Annotated in this window: 13 protein-coding genes and 7 pseudogenes; 4 read left to right on the plus strand and 16 right to left on the minus strand. The window is 68.2% G+C overall.

Annotated elements, in window-relative coordinates:
- Positions 1-65: 65 nt before the first annotated feature.
- The 5 genes and pseudogenes from OG953_RS01380 to OG953_RS01400 form a co-directional block, all read right to left on the minus strand.
- Positions 66-986, minus strand: coding sequence for a PQQ-binding-like beta-propeller repeat protein (locus OG953_RS01380; RefSeq protein ID WP_405682007.1), 921 nt, complete (start codon positions 984-986; stop codon positions 66-68).
- Complete coding sequence (locus tag OG953_RS01385; RefSeq protein WP_405682008.1) at positions 901-2,331, minus strand: serine/threonine-protein kinase; 1,431 nt, start codon at positions 2,329-2,331, stop codon at positions 901-903. Before OG953_RS01385 ends, OG953_RS01380 begins: the two co-directional genes overlap by 86 nt.
- A 241-nt stretch (positions 2,332-2,572) precedes the next feature.
- A complete protein-coding gene (locus tag OG953_RS01390; protein WP_405682010.1) occupies positions 2,573-3,529 on the minus strand; it encodes an ATP-dependent DNA ligase in 957 nt (318 codons plus the stop codon).
- Positions 3,530-3,539: 10 nt separating this feature from the next.
- A pseudogene (locus tag OG953_RS01395) lies at positions 3,540-4,484 on the minus strand (Ku protein).
- A gap of 174 nt (positions 4,485-4,658) precedes the next feature.
- Positions 4,659-4,845: pseudogene (locus OG953_RS01400) on the minus strand (hypothetical protein).
- Positions 4,846-5,633: 788 nt separating this feature from the next.
- On the opposite strand from OG953_RS01400, the pseudogene OG953_RS01405 reads away from it, so the two are divergent.
- Positions 5,634-6,034 (plus strand): annotated as a pseudogene (locus OG953_RS01405) (O-methyltransferase); the annotation flags it as partial.
- 25 nt (positions 6,035-6,059) lie between these two features.
- Here the strand turns inward: OG953_RS01405 and OG953_RS01410 are convergent.
- The 4 genes and pseudogenes from OG953_RS01410 to OG953_RS01425 form a co-directional block, all read right to left on the minus strand.
- A pseudogene (locus tag OG953_RS01410) lies at positions 6,060-6,143 on the minus strand (integrase); the annotation flags it as partial.
- Between the two features lie 143 nt (positions 6,144-6,286).
- Positions 6,287-6,454 carry a hypothetical protein gene (locus OG953_RS01415; protein WP_405682012.1) on the minus strand — a complete coding sequence of 56 codons (168 nt, stop codon included), beginning with the start codon at positions 6,452-6,454 and terminating at the stop codon, positions 6,287-6,289.
- Between the two features lie 533 nt (positions 6,455-6,987).
- Positions 6,988-7,113: a hypothetical protein gene (locus OG953_RS01420; RefSeq protein ID WP_405682013.1), complete on the minus strand. Its 126-nt coding sequence runs from the start codon at positions 7,111-7,113 to the stop codon at positions 6,988-6,990.
- A gap of 66 nt (positions 7,114-7,179) precedes the next feature.
- A complete protein-coding gene (locus OG953_RS01425) occupies positions 7,180-7,773 on the minus strand; it encodes a cupin domain-containing protein (RefSeq protein ID WP_405682014.1) in 594 nt (197 codons plus the stop codon).
- 144 nt (positions 7,774-7,917) lie between these two features.
- Between OG953_RS01425 and OG953_RS01430 the strand changes: the two genes are divergently transcribed.
- The gene (locus OG953_RS01430; protein ID WP_405682015.1) at positions 7,918-9,081 is read left to right on the plus strand and encodes an amino acid deaminase; all 1,164 of its coding nucleotides are present in this window, start codon (positions 7,918-7,920) and stop codon (positions 9,079-9,081) included.
- A 218-nt stretch (positions 9,082-9,299) separates the two neighbouring features.
- On the opposite strand, the pseudogene OG953_RS01435 reads toward OG953_RS01430, so the two are convergent.
- The 6 genes and pseudogenes from OG953_RS01435 to OG953_RS01460 form a co-directional block, all read right to left on the minus strand.
- A pseudogene (locus OG953_RS01435) lies at positions 9,300-9,728 on the minus strand (integrase); the annotation flags it as partial.
- A gap of 114 nt (positions 9,729-9,842) precedes the next feature.
- Positions 9,843-10,898, minus strand: coding sequence for a helix-turn-helix domain-containing protein (locus tag OG953_RS01440; protein ID WP_405682016.1), 1,056 nt, complete (start codon positions 10,896-10,898; stop codon positions 9,843-9,845).
- Positions 10,899-11,078: 180 nt separating this feature from the next.
- Positions 11,079-11,770 (minus strand): annotated as a pseudogene (locus OG953_RS01445) (response regulator); the annotation flags it as partial.
- Positions 11,767-11,991, minus strand: coding sequence for a hypothetical protein (locus OG953_RS01450; protein ID WP_405682017.1), 225 nt, complete (start codon positions 11,989-11,991; stop codon positions 11,767-11,769). The pseudogene OG953_RS01445 and the gene OG953_RS01450, both read right to left, overlap by 4 nt.
- A gap of 115 nt (positions 11,992-12,106) precedes the next feature.
- Positions 12,107-12,748 (minus strand): hypothetical protein, encoded by a 642-nt coding sequence (locus OG953_RS01455; protein ID WP_405682018.1) that lies wholly within the window; start codon positions 12,746-12,748, stop codon positions 12,107-12,109.
- Entirely contained in the window at positions 12,748-16,419 is a 3,672-nt protein-coding gene (locus OG953_RS01460) for a S8 family peptidase (RefSeq protein ID WP_405682019.1), read from the minus strand. Before OG953_RS01460 ends, OG953_RS01455 begins: the two co-directional genes overlap by 1 nt.
- Before the next feature lie 439 nt (positions 16,420-16,858).
- Between OG953_RS01460 and OG953_RS01465 the strand changes: the two are divergent.
- A pseudogene (locus OG953_RS01465) lies at positions 16,859-17,108 on the plus strand (ISAzo13 family transposase); the annotation flags it as partial.
- Between the two features lie 417 nt (positions 17,109-17,525).
- Here OG953_RS01465 and OG953_RS01470 read toward each other — a convergent pair.
- On the minus strand, positions 17,526-19,679 hold the full coding sequence (locus OG953_RS01470; RefSeq protein WP_405682020.1) for a DUF4838 domain-containing protein: 2,154 nt from the start codon (positions 19,677-19,679) through the stop codon (positions 17,526-17,528).
- A gap of 553 nt (positions 19,680-20,232) precedes the next feature.
- Between OG953_RS01470 and OG953_RS01475 the strand changes: the two genes are divergently transcribed.
- Entirely contained in the window at positions 20,233-21,375 is a 1,143-nt protein-coding gene (locus tag OG953_RS01475) for an ROK family transcriptional regulator (protein ID WP_405682021.1), read from the plus strand.
- Positions 21,376-21,539: the final 164 nt, after the last annotated feature.

Here is a 21,539-nt window from a genome sequence, read left to right on the forward strand (position 1 = left end):
TTCCGCGAAGGAGCTCGGAAGGAGGGCGCGACTCCAGCGGCGACACGCACCCGCCACCCCACCGGTCAAGCACCCGTACCCCTGGCCGACAGGGCGACAACGCCGTCCACGGTGGCGACGTAAAGCCGTCCGAACCCCGCGGCCACCTCGAAGGTGTCCGGAAGGACGTACTTCCAGCGCGACTTCCCGCTGGTCGCGTCCACCGCCCAGACGAAGGGGTGGAGGACGCCGTCGATCCCATCGAGGTAGGAGTCCTCGTCGTACTCCAGGGTTGTGGTCTGACCGACGAGGACGTACACCGTGGAGCCGTCGACCAGGAGATCGACCAAGCCGAACGCCTCTTCGGGGCCGATCCGGGCGGCCACGGAAGAGCGCCACCTCTCCTCGCCGGACCGAGGTTCGAGAGCCTGCAGTGTCAGCGTGATGACCTTCTTCCCCGACCCGTCCGTGTCCTCGGTCCGGGAGGTGACGTAGACGAGCGAGCTGTCCGCACTGGCTGCCGGAGTGCCGAACCCGTCGTAGCTGTCGGAGGATTGCTCCTTGGTCCACAGGCGCGCACCGGACACGGGGTCGAGGCAGATGAGGTCGTCGGACGCATAGATGACGGTGTTGCCCGCCACGCACAGATTGGGCTGGTCGCTGACGTTGCCCAGTGCCTCGGGCAGCAAGGTCTTCCAGCCCGCGATGTGGCTGTGCGCGGTGTCGAACATCTGGAGATGGGCTTCCTGGCCCGCGCCGTGCGTGGAGGGCAGGTGGAACACCCGATTCCCGGCGGACGGCACAATCAGGGTGCTGGACCCGGCAGCCTTGTCGTTCTCCTTCTCGTAGTTGGTCTCGTACCACCAGACCCGCCGACGCGAGGCGATGTCCACCGCCCAGAGCACGGGTCGCGGACCCCACTCAGTCGTGGTGCTGGTGGCGTAGAGGCGCCCGTTCTTGATGCCGGATATCGAGTCGATGTAGCGCGTCGGGTCGTCGAGCTTCACCGACCAGGCCTGGGTGCCACGCGCGAGATCCACGGCAACGATCTGGGTGGGTAGAACGTGCCTCGGTGAACCACGCCCGCGCAGGCTCCCCTCGACCGAATGACGGCGAGGTCCGGCAGCGGCAGCTTCCAGGCGGCGCTTCCTTTGGTGTCCAAGTTCCAGAGGGCATTGCGCGCCATGCCGGAGACGGACTCGTAGCCCATGCAGAGCACACCGTCGGGGTGTGCGATGAGCGTGGAGACATTCGGGACGCTACTGCCCTGCCGGAGGGGCCGGGCTGTTTGCCACTTCGGCGAGTGGGGGGCATTCCGTTGCCCAGGCCCTTGCTGCCCCGTTGGGTCGCGGCGATCAGACCGCCGCCGACGAGCGCTAGGGCGCCGCCGGCCAGGCCGAGCACCTTGCGACGGCTGGGGCCCTGGGGGGTGGGGTGATCGCCGGGGAGCGTCGCTCTCCGCGGAGCCGTGACGGTGGACCACTCCGGAAGGGCCAACGGGACGTCGGGAACGGGGACTTCGGAAGCTTCGGAGGTCTGGGTCCGCCCGGTGGCCGGAACCAGCATCGCCAGGACCTCGGCGACGTCCGGGCGGTCTTCCGGGTCCTTCGTGAGGCACGCCTCGATCGTGTTCCGGAGCGTCCCCAAGAGCTCGCCGAGGTCCGGCGCCTCGTTCAGGATGCGATGCACGATCGCCGGGATCGTCTCCGCGTCGAACGGTCCACGGCCCGTCGCCGCGAAGGCCAGCACCGTGCCCAGCGAGAAGACGTCGCCGGCCGCATCGGCCCGGTCCGCGCGCACCTGTTCCGGCGACATGAACGCGAATGTACCGATGACGACACCCGCCGAGGTCAGCGAACTCGCGTCCACGGAACGGGCGATACCGAAGTCGATGATGTGCGGGCCGTCGCCGCCTGACGTGATCACGTTGCTGGGCTTGAGGTCCCGGTGGACGAGCCCGCACGCATGGATCGCCGCGAGCCCCTCGGCGAGCCCGGCGCCGAGCGCGAGCACCTCCTCGGGGGTGAGCGGGCCGTCGCCCGTGATCACCTCGCGCAGGGAGCGGCCCGGGATGTACGCGGTGACCAGCCAGGGCGACTCCGCCTCCGGGTCGGCGTCGATGACCTGCGCGGCGTGAAACCCGCCGACCTGCCGCGCGGCCTCCACCTCCCGGGCGAAGCGCCTGCGAAACTGCGGGTTGGCGGCGTGCTCCCGCCGGATCAGCTTGACCGCGACCCGCCGCCCGCCCGGGGAGCGGCCCAGGAAGACCTCACCCATACCACCGGCGCCGAGCCGGCCCTCAAGGAGGTACGGGCCGACGCGGTCGGGGTCAGCCGGAAGCAGAGCGTCCATCTGAGGCCTCTCCATGAGGAGTTGACGTCTCGGCGGGATCCACTGGTTACTCGTGATCAGTCAACTGCAGTGTGCCAGAAGGGGTTCACAGGGGTCATGATCTCGGGGGGCTCGGGGCCGCCAGGGGGACCGGGGCGGGAGCTGCTCGCAGGCGGTCGACGCCTGACGGCCTGTGGCTTCCGCTTCGCCGCGGCGCCCGAGCCTGTGCAGGGCCGTAGCCGTGGCGATCCCGTCACTCAAATCATGCGATGTCGTCGGGGGCGAGATCGGGGCGCAGGCGGTGCCAGGAAGAATGGCGCAGTCGGCCCGCCCGGGTCCGGGTCGCGTAGCGGACTTCGCCGACCAGGCGGGGCAGCACCCACCGTGCGCCGGCCACCCCGGGTACCTCGTCGAACGGGCACTCGTCGATCACGGCAACCTGGAGCAGGCCTGCAAGGGTGATGCGCTCCGTGTCACTCCAGCCTGTCCCGACACTCCCCACATACCGCAGGGCGCCCTCGTGCCGCTCCCCCACCAGCAGCGCGCCGGGAAGACCGGCGAGCCGGCCGCGCCCGGGCACCCATCCGCCCACGATCACATCAGTGGTGCGAACGTGCCGGATCTTGATCCACGCGCGAGAGCGGACGCCCGGCTCGTACACGGAGGTGAGCCGCTTCGCGAGCACACCTTCCATTCCCGCCGTCCGGGTCATCTCCAGGGCCTGGGCACCATGCCCGACGACCGCTGAAGGCGTCGACCAGTGCGCCCCGTTCAGGCCCAGGTCCTCCAGGGCGTTTCGGCGCTGGGTGTACGGCAGCTCGGTCAGGTTGCTGTGCCCCAGGAACACGGCGTCGAACAGGACCAGGTGGGCGGGCACGATCTGGGCCATGCGGGCGGCCCTCGCCGGGGATCCGGCCAGCCCCATCCGGGGCTGCAGCCGCTCGAAATCGCTGCGCCCCTCGGCGTCGAGCGCGACGATCTCACCGTCCAGGACCGCGGGCCGGCCGAGCACGGATCCCAGAGCCTTGAGTTCCGGGTAGGCGGGAGTGATGTCCGCGCCGGACCGGGCCCGTAGAACCGCCGTTCCGTCGCCCGGCAGGTAGACCATGGCGCGCTGGCCGTCGTACTTCACCTCGAATCCCCACCGGTCCTCAACGGCCTCGGGCGGCAGGCCGCCGGGGGTGGCGAGCATGGGAGCGATCCGCGGCAGCACGTCCATGGCGGTGCGGTCAGGACGCGCTGCGCTTCTTCGCAGTCGTCTTCCTGGCCGTGCCCTTCTTCCCGGCCGCCGTCGTCTTCGCCGCGGCCTCCTGGGCCGGAGCGGCCTTCTTCTTCGCGGCCGTCTTCTTACGGGGCCGCATCTCGTGCACGGTCGCGTCCTCGCCGTGTTCACCGCGCGCATCCTTGGCCGCCGCCACGGAGGCGTTCAAGGCGGCCATCAGGTCCACAACCCTCCCGGATTCCCGCTTCTCTCCCCCTGCCGGCTCCCGGGGCTCCTTGCCCTCCGACTTCGCCTCGATCAGTTCCTCCAGGGCGTCGCGGTACTGGTCCCGGAAGCCGCTGATGTCGTCCATGGCCATGGTGTCGGTGAGCTGGACAGCCCGCTCGATCTCGTCGTCGCCAAGGTCGATGTCCTTGGGCTTGAGGGACGCGGGGCTGCGAATCCCGTCCGGCCACCGCATGCTGTGCAGCACGATCGCCCCTTCACGCACCCGCAGCAGCCCCAGGCGCTCGCGGCCGTGCCAGGCGAACTTCGCGACGGCGACCCTGTCGGAACGCTCCAGTGCCTTGCGGAGCAAGGTGTAGGGCTTGGCTGCGACCTGACCGTCGATCGCGAGGAAGTAGGAGTCGCTGATCCGGATCGGGTCGATGCTGTCGGCGTCGACGAACGCGACGATCTCGATCGCCTTCGCCGTCGGCAGCGGCATCTCATCGAGCTCCTCGTCAGTGACCGGGACGACCTCGTCCTTGGTGAGCTCGTAGCCCCTGCCTATCTCCTCCTACGGCACGACCTCGTCATCGATCTCGCACACCTTCCGGGTGCGGACCCTTCCCATGTCCACCAGGTGCACCTGGTGAAAGCGGACCGAACGGTCCTCGGTCGCACTAATGATCTTGATCGGGATCGTGACCAGGCCAAAAGAAATGGCACCGGCCCACAAAGGCCGCGGCATACGTACCTCCAGGCCCCCCCGGCGGTATGGGCACGGAAGCGGACCGGGGCGCCGGGCAAGGGTGCCGGCCCCGCGCAGGGGCAGAGGCGCGACCGGGCCACCGCCCGTACACCGATCCTCACGCCGGACCCGGTGGACTGCATCTGGATCACCCACTCGCTCCGGCCCGACGACTCAGGGAGTCTCTCCTCGCCAGTCCCACCGGTCCGGGTCGCCTGCGCGCAGCTCGTAGTCGGCCCGGCCACCGGAGGCCGTCCAGCGGACAGCCGACCAGCTCCGCGTATTCCTGGCCAGGGTTCGGGCCAGGGTCGGGGGCATCGTGGTCGGCACCGTACACCCGGCGTCGCATCAGCTCGCCCATGCGGGCAGGTTCGCACTGGCGCCACTGACATAGCTGCGGCTACGGGGCGACTTCGTACTTCACGACGTGGTCCGAGCAGTCCGCTGCGAGCTTCTCCGGCGCAGCCCGCTCCTTGTCGTCCGCGGTCAGCTTCCAGCGAAGCTTCGTCGCCACCCAGTCGACACCGTAGGTGCACTGCGCGGACGCGGCCGGCGGAAGCCACTGCGACGCATCCCTTGATGGGTGACGACTTCAAGGTCTCGCATCCGGACTACGGTCAGCTGCTGCGGGACGATCCCCGGGGCGCCGGGGCGGCGACTACCGGGCCTGGCTCGCCGAAGCCGAGGCATCCATTCGGGCCCGGCGCGGAGACGCGCTCATCGCGGGCGCACCCGGCAGCGTTGAGGAGTTCCTGGCGAGCGTGCTGCCGTTCGCGGCCGACGGTTACCCGGCCGAACTCGTGGTCCTGGCGGTGCGCGAGGCCGATATCCGGCTCGCCACCGCGATGCGGTACGCCCGTGCCCAACAAGCTGGTGTTCCGGCCCTCTTCGCCTCCCGGGCCGGTCACGACAGTGCTTCAGGGGGCCGTCGACGTCGTCGAGCTCGCCGCGTCCCACCTGGCGATCACGCTGTGACAGTGATCCGCCGCGATGGCCGGGCTCTTGCTTCGTCAGGAGCGGCACGGTGGGCGGCAGGCCGCCTGGGTGCTGGCTGCGAAGCGACAGCGCCCCTACGCAGAAGCGGAAGCCGCGCACTTCATCAACCGCTACCGGGCGCTGCCGCAGTGCTTTGACCGGGAAGGTTCGCCGGGAACCGCCTGGCAGCACAGTGGCCTTGGCGCCGGTGCACGCCTGGTTACCGTAGAGCGTAACGAGGAGCTGGCCCGTCGAGCGGCCAGTGTCTTCGCGGACGACGAGCGCGTCAGCGTTCTCACTGGGGACTGGCGGCTGCTTGAGCAGCATGCCCCCTTCGATGTCTTCTTCTGCGACGGCGGGGGCAAGCGTGACGACCCCCGGGGGGTCGTCGAGCAGCTTGCTCCCGGTGGCCTTCTCATCCTGGACGACTTCACCCCCTCGCCCCATTGCCGCCTCGTTTCGGCGGCGAAGTGGATGAGCTCCGTTTGTTCTACCTCACTCATCCAGCCCTGGACGCCACTGAAGTACTCACCACACCAGCCAGTTCAGCGGTTGTTGCTGCACGCCGCCTCTAGCCAAGAAGGCTTGCAGGGTTCTTGATCACGCCGCGAGGGCCGGTCTGCCGCCCCAGCGGATATCCTTCTCTCTGCGGATGCGGGCACGCTCACGCCGTTGAGCCGCTGGCGATCTCATCCGCCGGTTCCGTCGCGGCGGCGACGGCGAGAGTGACGCCCACGACGGTCCTCATTCTCGGTTGATTGCTGGGGTGGTGCGGTGCTGCCCGCCCTGCCAGGACGGGCAGCACCGGACGTGAGAACCCCGAGGGATCAGCCCTCGAAGTAGTTGTCCTTGTCGCTGTCGTTGAACACCTGCCGACCGCGGGTCACGTCGGTGACCGACGCGACGGACATGGCCGGCGTGAAGGCCGGGGCCGGAGCAACGGCCGGGACGTCCTGTGTCGCGGACTCGGTGACCGTGGAGCTGATGCGAACCACGAGAACAACCTCCTGTGTGGAAACGCTGAGATGTTCGCCCGCCCGGCGCACGCGGCTGCTCCGTCCGACTGTGTTCCTGCGGTATCGCCACGAGTACGCTGCAGGCCTTCCTCGCGGCCTCCCGGTCAGCTTTAGACCGACCCAGGAGTTGTCAGACCACCCGAAAGGGTGACCTGCATACGCACCGCTACCGGCCCTGATCCGCCAGGTTCGAGCCGGAGGCACTTCAAGAGAGGTAAAACGCCGGCTCCTCGCGTACTCCTCTCCATCACGCTTGCCGGACCCGCCCCATCTGGCAGTACTGGACACGTCCCGGCTTTGTCAGGGCCGCTCTCACCCTCCCCGGCATCACCCGGTTCAGGCTGTCCTCAGCTTCAACCCCACTGCTGCGACAGCGGGTTGGTGCAGTAGGGGACGGACCGGGGCGCGGTACTGGCCTTGTGAACAGCCCGTTTCCCCGGCCCGCCCTCCGCACCGGACATGCGACTCTCACCGCATCCGGCGCTCCACGGACTCCCCAGGGACCGCGCGGTTCACACCGTCGCGGCCTTCGCCCACGGTGTCGGGATGCTGTACTCGTCGGACGCGCCCCTGCGGTCGCTGGCGTGCGGGGCGGTCGTCACCTCCAGCATCGGCAGTGCGTCGCGCAGCCGGTGCATTGCCGCGTACGTGGCAGTGTCTCCGGCGTCGGCGGCAATTCGATCTGCTCGGCGACCGGGGCCACATCAGAAGCCCGGCGGCGTCTCCGACCAGACGCAGACCGCTGGGACTGTGCCGGGGTTGTGGTAGCGGTGAGGGGTCGTCGACTCGAAGCTGACGCTGTCGCCGGGCTGCAGACGGTAGTGGACGCCGTCGACCCAATAGTCGAGTTCGCCGCTGAGGAGGAGACCGACTTCCTCTCCGGCGTGGGTGTGGGGCCGGTCTCCGGAAGATGCCCCGGGAGCCACCTCGAGGATCATCATTTCGAGTCTGCCGACGGGGTTGGGATTGATAAGGGTGTAGGTGATGCCTTCCACTCCGGCGCGGGTGAGCTCGACCCGCTGTTCCGGGCGGGTCAGGACACGCTGTTCGCGGTCGATGCCCCGGAAGAGCCGACTCAGGGAGACGCCGAGGGCGTCGACGATCGTGCGCAGGGTGTTGATAGTGGGGCTGTTGACGTTGCGCTCGATGTTGCTGAGGTAGCTGCGAGACAGGCCTGTCGCCTCGGCCAGCTTCTCCAGCGTGTAGCCCTTGTCCAGGCGCTCGCGGCGCAGGTGTCGGCCGATGCCGGAGTCGCGGGGCGACTCCCCTGAACCGAGCGCGTGATCGTCGGCCGCCACGGATCACCCTTCGTCCAGTAAACGATGTGCTACATCTAGCATAGTAGCCGCTTCGTCTAGGATAGGCGACTCTCTATCCGGTATAGCCGTCATCCGCCCGGGTGGGCCTACCTGAGCACCCCGCGATCCACATCCGGAGAATCGATGAACCACAATGGCACCGCACCCGCAGGCGTCCCCGCGCCCGAACTGCCTGAGCTACGGCTCAGCCTGGGGGCGCTGGAGCGCAACGTGGGGCTGATGGCCGACTGGTGCCGTGAGCAGGGCGTCGAGCTGGCCCCGCACATCAAGACGACGATGACCCGCGCCATCGTGGAACGGCAGATGGCGGCCGGGGCGTGGGGCGTCACGGTCGCGACCGTGCGGCAGGCCGGCATCGCACTGGGTTGGGGTTTTCACCGCATTGTGATCGCCAACGAGGTGATCCACGCCCCTGACCTCGCCCTCGTGCGGCACTGGCTCGACTCGATGCCCGAACTCGAACTCTTCTGCTTCGTCGACTCGGCCATCGGCCTCGACCTGGCGGGCTCCGCCATGGACGGTGCGCGCAACCCTCTGCGAATGCTCATTGACGTGGGTGCGCCGGGTGGACGGACCGGAGTACGGGAGGCCGATGCGGCGTATGCGCTCGGCAAGACCGTCGCCGAGGCGCCGTCGGGGCTGCTCCTCGCCGGCGTCGCGGGCTACGAGGGGATCCAACCCAACCGCCGGGACACCGCCACGGTCACCGATGTCGATGTCCACTGTCGATTGGCGGCCAAGGTGTTCCGCAGCCTGACGCCGCTGTTCCGGACCGAGCAGCCCGTCTTCAGTATGGGCGGATCAGCCTTCCCCGACCGGGTCGTGACCGCTCACCAGGAGATCCATGACCAACACGGCGGCCAGGAGCCGGTATTCGTGCTGCGGTCGGGCTGCTACGTCACGCACGATCACGGCACCTACGCGCACGTCTCACCCTTTCCCGGTCTGGAAGCGGCTCTCACCGTCCGCGCGGCCGTCCTGTCGACCCCGGAACCAGGGCGGGCCATCGTCGGCGCCGGGAAGCGCGAACTTCCCTACGACGCCGGCCTGCCGGTTCTGATCAGCGCACATGGACCACAAGGACAGCCGCGCCCTGCCGCGAGCGCCACGGCGACCCAGATCTTCGACCACCACCTGATCCTCACCGACGCACACGACCTGCACGTCGGCGACGAGGTCGACCTCGGCATCTCCCACCCCTGCGCCGCGTTCGACAAATGGCCGGACATCACGGTCGTCGACCACGAAGGTCCCACCCGAGAGGTGTGGCACCCGCAATTCCGGTGACTCACCCGAGGAACCTGCTGAGGGCGCGCGAAACCTTGCCAAGACCACGGGCTCGCCACCAACCTGAGGCGACTGGGCAAAGGCCCGGCACTATGAGCTGGGCCTTCGTCTTTGGAGCGGGTGACGACCCCAGGCTGGGGGGTGAGTTCGGCCTCGCAGGATTGCTGCTCTTCCTTGTCGTCGCCACGGTGCGATGGCTGCCTACGCCCGACTCGCCCATAGCCATCGGAGAACTCGCGGAGCGCGTGCAGGAGGTGGCTCTGGTTCCAGACCAAGGTGTGGTCCAGGAGTTCACGGCGGCAGGTCTGTATCCAGCGCTCCATGACGGAGTTCATCCGAGGCATCCGGATGCCGCTGGTGACGACCTTCATGTCGGCGTCGGCCAATACGGCGTCGAAGGCCTGGGGGAACTTCGAGTCTTGGTCGCGGATCAGGAATCCGGCTCTGCTGTTCGCGTCCTCCAGGTCCATGACCAGATTACGTCCGGGCGGCACGATCAACTCCACGGTCGGGTGCGCGGTGACGCCCAGGATCCGCATGCGCCTGGTGGCGTGTTCGATGACCGCGAAGACGTACAGACGCGCCCCGGTCAGGGTACGGGCCTCGAAGAGATCGGAGGCGAGCACCGCCTCGGCCTGGCCGTGCAGGACAACCGGCTACCGCAGACTCAACCACCGCTGCGAACGCCACCCCCCGCAACTACCTCGCCTTCCTCGGCCTCGCCGCCGCCCTCTGCTGGACACCAGAGCAGACCAACCCCATCAGGGTCGCTGCTCCGTCACAGCACCGTTTTGCCAAGGAGTTGCGGTCGCGGTGGCCTCATGTGGTCGGTTGCCGTCTCGCTCGGCTTCGAGCCAGCCCAGCCGTGCCGCCTGGAAGCCCAGTTGCATGCGATTCTGCACCTTCGCGACATCCATCAGGTGCCGGACCCGGCGCTGCACCGTCCGCAGGGAGCTGCGCAGTTGGGCGGCGATCGCTTGGTCGGTGAGGCCGGTCAGCGACAGGCTGAGGATTTGTGCATCCAGATCATCGATGGCGGACACATTCTGCACGGCACCTGCAGAGGTGACAAACTGCGTCGCTTTCTCCCATTCGGACTCGAACAGTGCTATAAGCGCGTCGAGCAGGCTGCTCGCGTGCACGAGCAGGGCTCCCGCCGGTGCGGCATTGGCCGGACCGAGAAGAGGAACAATGGCGAACTCGCGGTCTACGATGAAGAGTTTCAGTGGCACTTTCTCTGCGATTCGGACTTCCTCTCCTGCGGCCCGAGCCTGAACGATCTCGTCGAACGACGGGGCTCCCTCGTCGAGCATCGCGCGTTCGAGCATCACGCGGTAACGGACGCCGCGCGCGATGACAGCGCCGTCGGTCATGTTGCCGACAGAAAAGACCGGCGCCTTGACGAAGTTCATGACCTCTTTCCTTGCGCCGAGTTGTATTTGTCCGACGCGCTCGCGGATGGCCTCGGTGCCGTGGATCACATCGATGACGTCGCCGACGCCGCGTCCGAGGGCCGCCGAGCGATAGATGTCGTCGAGGGAGTCGAGCTCGAGTTCCGCCAGCTTGAGCTCGTTCTGTCGCTGGACCAGGAGTGCCCGCAGCGCCGCCGCCGGTGGGGAGGCCACGAACCGGGTGGTATCCCCGAGGCTGCGCGTGGCGAGTCCCCGGCCTTCGAGCATGCCGAGGATGCGCACGACCTGGCGGGCTTCGCGCCCGATGGACTCGGCGAGTTCGGCTGGAGTGGCGGAGGCTACCGAGATGAGCGTGCGGTAGGTCTCCGACTCTGCGGGGGATAGTCCCAGCACGTCTGACAGCATGGTGCTCCTCCGCCTGTTTGTCGGCCCTGACCATTCAGCTGGGTTTGATTCCCTGATGGCCGGTTAGCAAACTGGCGGCTGTCTGTGGCTGCCGACGGGGAAGGGCTGATCGGGCACGCGGGGGCGGTGCTGCTGAGGGCATGTGCGGACCGGCTCGGGCTGACCGCCGTGCTCGGGCGGGTGCGCGATCACTACCGCGTGGGTCCGGTGCTGCGCGCCGAGCTTGGTCAGCACGTTCCCGACGTGCGTCTTCACCGTCTCCAGGCTCACCGTGAGTCGGTGATCTCCGGGTTGGACAGGCCGGTGGCCATCAACCGCAGCCCCTCCTCCTCCCGCCCCGTCAGCGCCGCCTTCGGCAACACCTCCGCGGAGCCCAGCGGGCGGGCGGCGACCATCCGGCGCAGTGCCGCCGGGAAGAGGATCGACTCCCCCGCCGCCACCACCCGCACCGCCTCCGCGATCTGCTGGACCGGAAGCCGCTTGAGCACGAACCCACTGGCCCCCGCGCTGAGCGCGGCGGTGACGTAGCCGTCGTTCTCGAAGGTGGTGATCACCACGACCTTCGGCGGTTCGACCGACTCGGCAAGGAGTTGCCGGGTGGCCTCGATCCCGTTGCGACGCGGCATCCGCACATCCATCAGAACCACGTCCGGCCGCAGCCGCCGCACCTGCTCGACCGCCTCAACGCCGTCGGCGGCCTCCCCGACCACCGCAATCCCCGACCGGGCCGCGAGCAACGTGCGCAGACCGCTGCGGGTCACCTCGTCGTCGTCCGCGATCAGGAGTGTGACGGGGGTGCTGGTAGGGCTGGTGGTGGCGGGGCCGGTGCCGACGCCAGTCATGACGGCTTCGCTCGCTTCAGAGCCGATCATGCCGACAACCGTACCGGCAGCCGGACCACCAACCGCCGGCGCTGCGGCCCGTCCGGGCCGGCCTCGATCTCACCGTGCAGCAGCCGCACGCGCTCGGCCGGCCCAGGTAGGCCGTGCCCGGACGTCGGGAAGGCACCCGGGCCCGTGCCTGTACCCGTGCCCGTCCCCGCCCCGGTCCGGTTGACCACACTGAGCTCCAGTCCGTCCAGCGCGGCCGCCACACGGACCTCGATCGAGATGACCTCGCAGCCGAAAACGCGAGAACGGCCGGGGCGAAACTCACGTCTCGCCCCGGCCGCGGCCCTCCGGTTGGGTTCACCGCTTCATCGGTTCACCTCAGCGCAGTTGGTACGCCTTGGGAATCGTCTGCTTGACGGTGTCCCCCGCGCTGTCGGTCGCGGTGATCCGCAGTGCGACTCCTCCGGGAGCCTCGTCACGCTTCGGGTGCTTGATTTGCGCGGTGAACGTGTTCTGCCCGCCGGCCTGGGTGGAGACGGCCGGCTGCCAGGTCTTGCCGCCGTCGACGCTGGCCTCGACCCGCAGCTCGGTCACGGTCGGTGGCTTGCTGAGCCGGTCCTGGTAGTAGCCGGTGACGGTGACGCGGTGGGTGCCGTTGGCCTTGGCGGTGTTGTCCAGAGCCAGGCCCAGGTCGTACCGCAGGAAGATCAGCGGCTCCGGACGGCACTTACCAGGATCCTTGACGATGGCGTCCGCGATGCACGGTTGCGACGTCGGCGTGTCAGCCTTGTCCGGCCGGTCGGACGTGTACTCCCACACGGTCTTGACCCCGTTGGTGTCCGCCTCGTACGAGTAGCGGGCTGATTCCGCAGGCAGATCGTACGTGATGACGTCAGCGCTACCGCAACCCGTCATCGCGAGCACCCCCAGGGCTGTCAGCGCCGCCAGGTTCACTGTCCGGCGCCACTTCGATGGCACGGTCGCGTTCATCGGACCGGTCTCCTTTCTCGCTTCGGTCATCACCGCTTGCTCCCCGACACCAGGTTCGGCGCGTTGCCGGGCTCGCCGAGCTGGAAGGCGAACTCGAGGGGTACGAGGCGTTGCTCGAGTTCGTCGCCGGCCTGGTTGGAAAGGCTGACGTCACAGGTGGTACAGGTCCCTATCCCGTAGAGGAGCGGGAACAAGATCGTTTCGTTGACCATGCCGATCACGGCCTGGCGGCCGCCTCCGCTGCCGGTCAGGTACATGGTTGGCCAGAATCGGTCGGCCTCCCGGCAGCCGGCGCACGGCAGGCCGGCGCTGTTGGTGAAGCCCGACTTGGTGCGGACCTGGGGCACCGCGCCGGGCAGGGACGGGCCCGTGCTCCAGTCGATCGTGTTCTTCCTGTCAAGCGCCAGGTCCTGGGTTTCGCCTGGGCCCGATGCAGTCGCCAGCACGGACGGCGCGACGTAATGCCTGGTGGCCAGCTCAAATGTGTCGACCGCGTGGTCGTCCCGCGTGACCCACGTGGTGAGCTGCCGTTGGCTGACCGGCTTGGGCAGGTCCATCTCCACTGCAACCGGGCCGGCGTCGGTGGTCCGGCTCCAGCCGAAGTAGGAAGTCACCCCGGGCCGGTCGGCGTGGATACGGTGGTCGACACGGTCGAGCTCCTCGGGCAGGACCTGGTGCGGCAGGCTGGCGGGGATCCGACCGCTGGTGCTGAACGCCAGCGCGTAGCTCTTCGACACCTCGCTGTTGCCGCCGAGTTCGACCTGGACGCCGGGCGTCGCCCCGCCCTCGATCCGCCGGATCAGCGTGGCGGCCTCGGCCGGGGGTACGGTCACGATCGGCAACGCCGCGTACGGCTCGACCGGCGGGCAGCTGTCTGGACCGTTCTCGCAGTTGTAGTGCCGGGTCCCGTACGACTCCAGGGTGACCCGATCGGTCCCGCCGGCCACCAGCACCCCGACCGCACCCGCCGCGGCAGCCGCCGCCACTCGCTCACGGAGTGCGGTGTAGTTGCAGGTCGTCGTGCAGATGTCGGTCGGCCGCACCAGCACCAGCGCACCCTTGGCGTCGACCTTGGCGAGCTCCTCGGCCGAGCCGGTGCCCGCGTAGACCACGGGCTTCTGCCCATTGGTGGGCAGTCGAGGGATCGTCAACTGCACGTGGCGGACCTGGTTCTTCCCGTCTTCCTTCCATCCCTGGGTCCCGCCGTGGATGGAGCTGTCCGGCGTCGCGTAGCGGGCGCCGAGGTCGAAGGAGTCACCGTTGCCCGTGACCTTCATCGTTACTGACGGCGGTACCAGGACATGCTGGCTGTTGAAGGAGAGCGTGCCGAGGCTCACCTCGCTGGTCGGCAGTGCCCACCAGTTCGGTTCACCGGGACCGTAGTTGGTGCCCAGCTTTGCGGTAAGCCCCCAATTGCCGTCCACAGAGGCCCGCTTGATCTGGAAGGCCGCGCCGTATGTCTCCGTCGACTCCGGGGCGTTCACTCTGATCGGCTTGGCCTTCCGCAAGTCCAGCTCCACCGTGGTCGCCCCGGTGACCTGCACCTGCGGTGCCATCGGTGCGGCCCTGTGCAGCTCACCGGCCGCGTCCCGCCACGTCATCGTGAGGGCCGACGCGACAGTGCCGGCGAAGACCCTGGCCTTGATCGTCTCGCCACCCGGTGCCACCTCCGGGTCCTCGTAGAGGTTCAGCTTGTCCTCGTTCATCGGGACGATCAGCGCGTTGCCGTACCGGATGTCGGTGGCGCCGGCCGGAGGAATGACCTTGATGGTCAGGTCGTGACGGATCGGCTCCAGGAACGCCGAGATCCGCGACGTTCCCAGCGTCGTCCCCGTGCTGTCCTTGGCGGTCAGGGCGCCTGCGTATCCACCGTACTGCCCGGCATCCTCCGCCACCTTGCCGTTCAGGGTCACCGCGACGTCGGTCGAACCCTTGGCGGGCACGGTCACCTGGTCGGCGCTGAGCGTGAACAGCCCCGCCGGCGTGGGCTTGCCCGCGTAGGAGGCCGAGGCGGAGAGCGTCAGCGTGATCGGCTCGTCGGTCCAGTTGGTGTAGGTGACCGTCCTGGACGTCGACGAGTGCGGGAACTCGAAGCGGCCGAAGTTCAGGTTCCCGTCCGGGATGATCTTCGGATCGATCGCACGGGCCACGTCCACCCGGCCGGCGCCCTGCGCGTACACGTCGTGTCCGAGGTCCTTGGCGGTGGCCATCAGCAGCGCCTTGATCTGCCGCCCGCTGAAGTCCGGGTACTTCTGGGCGATGATCGCCGCGGCGCCGGCCATGTGGGGCGTGGCCATGGAAGTGCCACTGGCGGACGTGTAGTAGTCGTCCACGACCGTGCCCATCGCGGTGCCCTTGGCCCGGGCGGCGGCGATGGCGACGCCCGGAGCCGCGATGTCCGGCTTGGCCCCGCCGTCCCCGACCCGAGGCCCGCGGCTGGAGAAGGGGGCCATCTGGTCGCTCTTGTCCACGGCCGCGACCGTCAGCGCCTCGTCGGCGGCACCCGGCGCCCCGACCGTCTTGGCGGTCGGGCCATTGTTGCCCGCGGCGATGACGAACAGGGTGCCGTAGGTGCTGCTGAGCTTGTTGACCGACTTGCTCAGCGCGTCCGTTCCGTCGGAGGGCGGGCCACCGAGGCTCATGTTCACCACATCGGCACCGGACTGGGCGGCCCACTCCATGCCGGCGATGACCGCGTCGCCAGGGCACGAGCCGTCCGAACCGCAGACTCTGCCGATGAGCAGCTTCGCACCAGGCGCCACACCGCGACGCAGCCCGTCGGAGGCCTTTCCGGTGCCGGCGATCGTGGACGCCACATGGGTACCGTGTCCGTGTTCGTCCACCGGACCCTTCGGGCTGTTGGTGAAGTCAACCGCCTCGGCGATCCGGTCGGCGAGATCGGGGTGGGTGGCATCGATGCCGCTGTCCAGCACCGCGACCTTCACGTTTGAACCGTCATAGCCGCGGCTCCAGGCGGCGGGCGCGCCAATCTGCGGTACGGATTTGTCGAGCTGAATCCTCGTCAGTTCGTTCAGCCACACCTTTTTCACTCCGGCAAGCGAACCGGCGGCACGAGCGGCGGAAGCGGACTTGTCCGCGTCCTTACCCCGTACCTCCCGCCACCACTGACCGTCGCCCTTGATGTCCATCGAGCGGGCGTTGATGCTCTTCAGGACGCGCTTGGCCTTGGTGCCGGCGGCCTTGGGCGCCGTGCGGGCGCTGGTCTTTCCGGTGTACGCGGCGATCGCCGGGACCTCACCGGTCGTACCCTCGGCCGCCCAGGCGGCCAGCTTGGCGATGTTGAAGAGCTCCCAGTCCAGCAGGTCGGCACGGAGCAGCGGCAACGCGTCGTCCGGGACGACGTAGAGCTGGCCACTCCTGGTGACGGTTTGGAAGAGTACCTGCTCGTGCCCGGGCCTCGTCGCCGGCTCGATCTCGCGGACGACCGGCTTCCCGTCCGCGGCGACGCCGATCTCCACCTTGTCGCCGGTCACCAGCGTCAGCGACAGCTTTGCCCGAGTTCCGGCAGCCGCACGGAGAATGTTGGTGTCGACCGTAGCGGACTCGGCCCCCTTGAGGGCCGTAGGGTTGGACGGGGTGGGGGTCGGGCCGGTGGCACTCGCCGGGATGGCCGACATGACCACCCCGAGAACGGTGACGCCGGCGACCGCAGTGGCCAGCCGTTGTCCCAGACGCCTCATCGACAGGCCTCCTGAGATATCGCTCTTTCGGTCGCGCCGTGAATACGACGTACGGAATGCACGAGTGCCTCCTACTCGTCGCGGCAAGGAACTCCTTGCCGAGTGAGACAGATACTCAGGCTTGGCAGGGACCGAGGCAACTGATGGGCAGTGGCGTATTTCTTCCATGCCGCAAACCCGCCACAACAGTTGGCCGGACAACCGGCGGGGAAACACGGCGCCGCCCTGTCGATTCTGGTGGGACGGAGTACCACTTCAAGATGCATGGCGAGCTCCCCGGTGATCCAACCCCGGAGCATTCCGGACAGGAGGAAAACCGCCTGCGTCGCATAGAACCCAAGGCAGTGAATTTAGGGCATTCCGGGAACAACTCATTGCTTCCGATCTTGATCTTCGTTCTTGCGGTACAGGCTCAACAGGCATACCGGAAGGGATCGAGATGTTGCTGGCAGCAAAATTCCAGACGCTCCCGCACCTGGATGTGCTTCAGCCGCGATTGATGCCGGGGCCGAGGCCCGGTCGCTGAGCCACGGCGTAGTCAGGGTGGCTGCGCCCCGCAGCTCGGGTCCGCGAGGGCACCGTCCCCCGCGGAGTCACCGAACTGGACTACGGCAAGGAACCGTTGGGGCGGGTCCGCCGACCCGGTGGGGGAACGTAAGCGTGCGGTGAACCTTGACCCGGCCCGACGGCATCACCGCGCGCGCCATCTACCCGTGGGCCATCTCGTTGCTGATCTCCCTGAAGTTCCCTTAACGTAAACTGAATTGACTGACCGTCATATAGTTCTCATGAGAGGAACTCTGGCTGCGATCTCTCGCGCCCATGACAGTAGGTTCACCTGCTCCGTAAATTCCTTAGGCAGTCGTCCCGAGCCGGATCTCTCACCACATGTCAGCAAAACGGCCAACACGACCACCTCGGCGACCAGGTAGAACAACCCGAGACTGACTGACCTCACCGCTGATATCACCGTCACTGACACGGAACCGAGAGACCGCGTCCGAGTAACCAGAAGTGCTGTCTTCGTGGACAGCGGGAACCACGCCGGGGGCTCGGTGTCCATGGTGATCCGGTAGGTCGCCGGGTCGGGGCTGACCGACAGATTTCTACCGGAACACAGTGATGGAGCACTGAGCCGACGTCAGCTCCCCGCCATCGGCGTCAAAAGCGACAGTGACGGCGTAGTTCCCGGGTGCGACGTCGGTCCCGGCGCTCAGGCGGACCGTTTCCGAAGCCTCGAGCGGGCCCGAGGCTCGCAGAGCGCCCTGGGTGCGCTCGGCGGTGAGTCCCTGGGGCGCGATGAGTGTCCACTCCACGTCGTGCCCCTGGAAGTCGACGTCCTGCGCCGTGATCGTCACGTCGACGGAGGCCCCCTGGCGCACGGTGAACTGGACCTGCGGCAGGTAACCCCACGCCGCGGAGCGGTACTGCTTGGCAATCTGCGCCCGGGTGACCTGTTCGCCGTAGCGCGGGGTGGTGTAGAGCGACTCGAGCTGGATGCCGTTGAAGCGGTGTCGCTGGGTCAGCTGGCGGTAGCGGGCCATCGCCTGCTGCTTGCCTGCCTGATCGTTTGCTTGGGCGTACCGGGTGATATCGATGTCGGCCAGGGCGAGTTCGCAGCCCCAGGCGAGCCGGTCGAGGACAATCGCCGCGGCGCTGGTCCCGACGGTCTTCGCTCGCGCCGCGGCGACGTCGGCCGCGGCAGCCTGGTACTTGATCCGCAGCGCCGTCCCTTGGCCGGGCGTGTTGAGGACGTCCGGGTCGTCCGCGGTGCGCAGCAGGTAGTCGGCCATCTCCTGCGCTGCCGGCCCGAACCGCGCAGGCAGGTAGCTGCTCATGAAGTCGTCGTAGGTCAGCGTCGGATTCCATGCACTGCGGGCGCCGAACAGATGGATCGCCTCGAACTGCAGCCAGTTCGCCGGTTCGGAGTACGCTCCGACGCCGTTGACGCCGATGCTGCGGTACACGTCCGCGTCCTGGGCGAGGACACCGATCGGATTGCCCAGCTCGCGCCAGCGGTAGCGGCGCGAGTAGTCGTAGATCGCCAGTGTGCCCGGGTGGGCCACGCGCCACCGACGCAGCACGTCCAGGTGGTGCGCGTTGACGGCCGAGGACGGATCGCCGAGCGGGACGGAGTACGTGCGTCCGTACGCGGCGAAGTCGATGAGCACCTTCGGGTCGAACGTGTACCCGGCCGTGGGCGTGTCCAGGCCGGCGCCGTACGCGATGCGTTCGACCTGGACGTGGAGTCCAGCGTCGGCGATGGCGGCAACGAGCTTGTTCACAACGTGAACTTCGGCGTTGGTGGCGGTGCCGAACTCGGCGAGGGTGGCCTTCGGCCACGTCGCCCCGTCCGGCGGCCAGCAGTCGAAGATGGCGATCTCGGGCCGGGCCCGCAGATAGGTGACGACGTTGGCGATGTACTGCGATACCGCCGCTTCGTCGTGCACGTTGAAGACGTTGACCCCGGGAGTGTAGTACTGCGGGTAGTCGGCCCGGCGGAGAAATGCGTCGTACCCGTGGCCGCCGACTTCCACGATGATGCCGCGCTTGGCGAGTTCTGGTGCCATCCCTGCCGCGAAGTCCTCGTAGCGAGTGACTCGGGCCCCGTAGTAGTCGTACGGAAAGACCAGGACGTTGAGCCGCTGCTTGCCCATCCAATCGATCAGTGCGGTGAGGCTGGACCGGCTGATGCTCCAGCCCTCCTCGATCGCCTTGCGCCGCACCGGCCAAGGTGGGGTGACCAGGCTGGTCCGGGCGCGGACCGTGATGTCGACGGCCTGCGGTACGGTCTCGGCGGCACCCTGGTAGTAGCTGAACTGCGGTGCGAAAAAACCGACTCCGAACTGCTCCAGCAGCGCGTATGTCGCGTACACCACGCCGCGGTCGCCCACACCGCTCAGCAGCACGCCGTGCGGGGTGGCGCTGACCAGGTAACTGTCCGTGACCTGGTCGCGCAGCCGTGTGTCGGCCTTGGCCAGCCACACCGGCGGGACGGTGGTTGCCTGGCGTCGGCTGCCGGGCAGCACGAGCACTCCGGACGTTGCCGTCTGCGGCTGTTCGGGCCGTGCACGCAGGACCTGAAGGCGGGAGCCGCTCATCCGCTCTACGTAGTCAGCCAGTTCAGAGGCCGCGAACCGTGCGGTGGCGCCGCCCCACCACAGCACCGTCGCCTTGCCACGGCCGTTGCGGACGAGCCGGAACGCGGCTTCGGACCCGATGTCGTCCGCCGCCCGGGCCGGAGTCCCGATGGCTGTCACAGCGACGGCTCCGGTCACGCCGGCAAGAAACGATCGACGCTTGAGGTGTTGCATGGCGCCTCCTGGTGTCAGGCATCGGGTGTCATGGATGTGGGGGCGCAGCGCCGGCCGGCGCCTTGTGCGGGTGACGTGCGGTGTTCACCGTCCACAGCGGAGGCTCGTACGAGCGTCGGGCGGTGCGGGGTACTGCGGTGTGTGCGGCGAGACAGTGACGGATCAGGCTCAGCAATTATTCCGAAAACGGATCGTATTGAGTGCGAGGCAAGGACTGCAAGAGGTCTACACCGGAATCCTGTCCCGGACGGTTGCAGCCGGTCCGCTCCCTCCAGTCGCGACCTCTGCGCCCGGCCGTCGCCCCCAGCTCCCATACCCGTGGTGACCCATGTATCAAAGGTTCCGCGTGGGTGTTGGTCAGAACGGACGGGGTGTGATCACCCAGGGCCCGTCCGCCATCACGGAAGCCCGATTCGCTGCGCTGGGAGGCCCCGACTACGACAGCAGGGATTTCTTCCAGGCTTTGCCCGAATAACGAACAAGGGCGCATCATGCTGCGGTGACTGCTACTCCTGCCCGCCGCAACAGGTCGGCCTACGACGATCTCGTTCTCGCAGAGCTGCGCCGATCGGGGGCGCTCAGCCGCGCCGAGCTGAGCCGGCGCACCGGCCTGCCCAAGACCACGCTGTTCAGCATCGTCGCCGGACTGCTCGAAGGTGGTGTCCTGGTCGAGCAGAGCGCCGGCGACACGGCAGGGCGCGGCCGCGGTCGGCCGGCGACCCGGGTCGTGCTCAATCCTTCAGCCGGCCTGTACGCGGGGTTCGACATCGGCCGCAGCCGGATGCGCCTGGTCATCGTCAACACCTCGCACGAGGTGGTGGCCAGCGGCATGCACGACCTGCCTTCCGCGGTGCGCGCCGACGTAGTGGCCCCGGCGGCGGCGGATCTGCTGCGGCGAGCGGCCGGTGAGGCGGCGGTCGCCCCGTCGACGCTGACCGCGATCGGCGCGGGCCTCGTCGGAATCGCCGGCGTCGAGTGGAAGCCCAAGGAGATCGAAGCGCTGCGGACACACATCGCCGAGGAGTTCGGTGTGCCGGTGGTGCTGGGCAACAACTCCCGCGCCGCGGCCTTGGCCGAGGCGACCTGGGGCGCGGGACGCTCGGTGGAGGATCTTGTGTATGTGCGCTGGTCCACGGGAATCGGCGGCGGTTTGGTGGTCGGCGGTCGAGCCGTGGCCGGGGCGCACGGGTGTGCCGGTGAGATCGGCCATGTGAGCGTTGATCCGGTTGGGAAGCCCTGCCACTGCGGTGGCCGGGGCTGCCTTGAAGAAGTCGCCGGGGGCGCGGTACTGCTGGAGCAGTGCGCCCGACAGGGTCTTGCCCTTGCCGACCTGGACGCCCTGGTCGCCGCCGTGCGCAACCTTTCCCCGACGGCAACCCGGGTGGTCTCCACCGCTGCCGACCGGCTGGGCCGGGTACTGGCCGGGACCGCGGCGCAGCTGGACCCCTCACGAATCGTGGTGGGAGGGGAGTTGGCACAGCTGGGGTCGCTGGTCCTGGACCCGATCCGCCAGGCGATCGACCGGCTGGCTCTGCCGCGTGCGGCGGGACGGGTGGATGTCGTGCAGGCGGATCTGGGAGTCAACGCGGCGGCTCTCGGGGCGGTGGCGCTACTGCTTCAGGAGGAGCCGACAAGGGTGTGAAGGGACGGTCGGCGATTACAGGGTCGCCGACCTCTTGTGGACCGAACCTTCCCTGAATATGATCCGATCCAGGAAAAAAGCGCTGCCGAGGACTCCCCCACCTCTTCCTGCGGCCCGGCCTGACGCGCTGTCCCACTCGCTCCTTCCCCAGAGGCCGATCGGAA

The organism is Streptomyces sp. NBC_00057 (assembly GCF_045041165.1).
Lineage (GTDB): Bacteria > Actinomycetota > Actinomycetes > Streptomycetales > Streptomycetaceae > Streptomyces.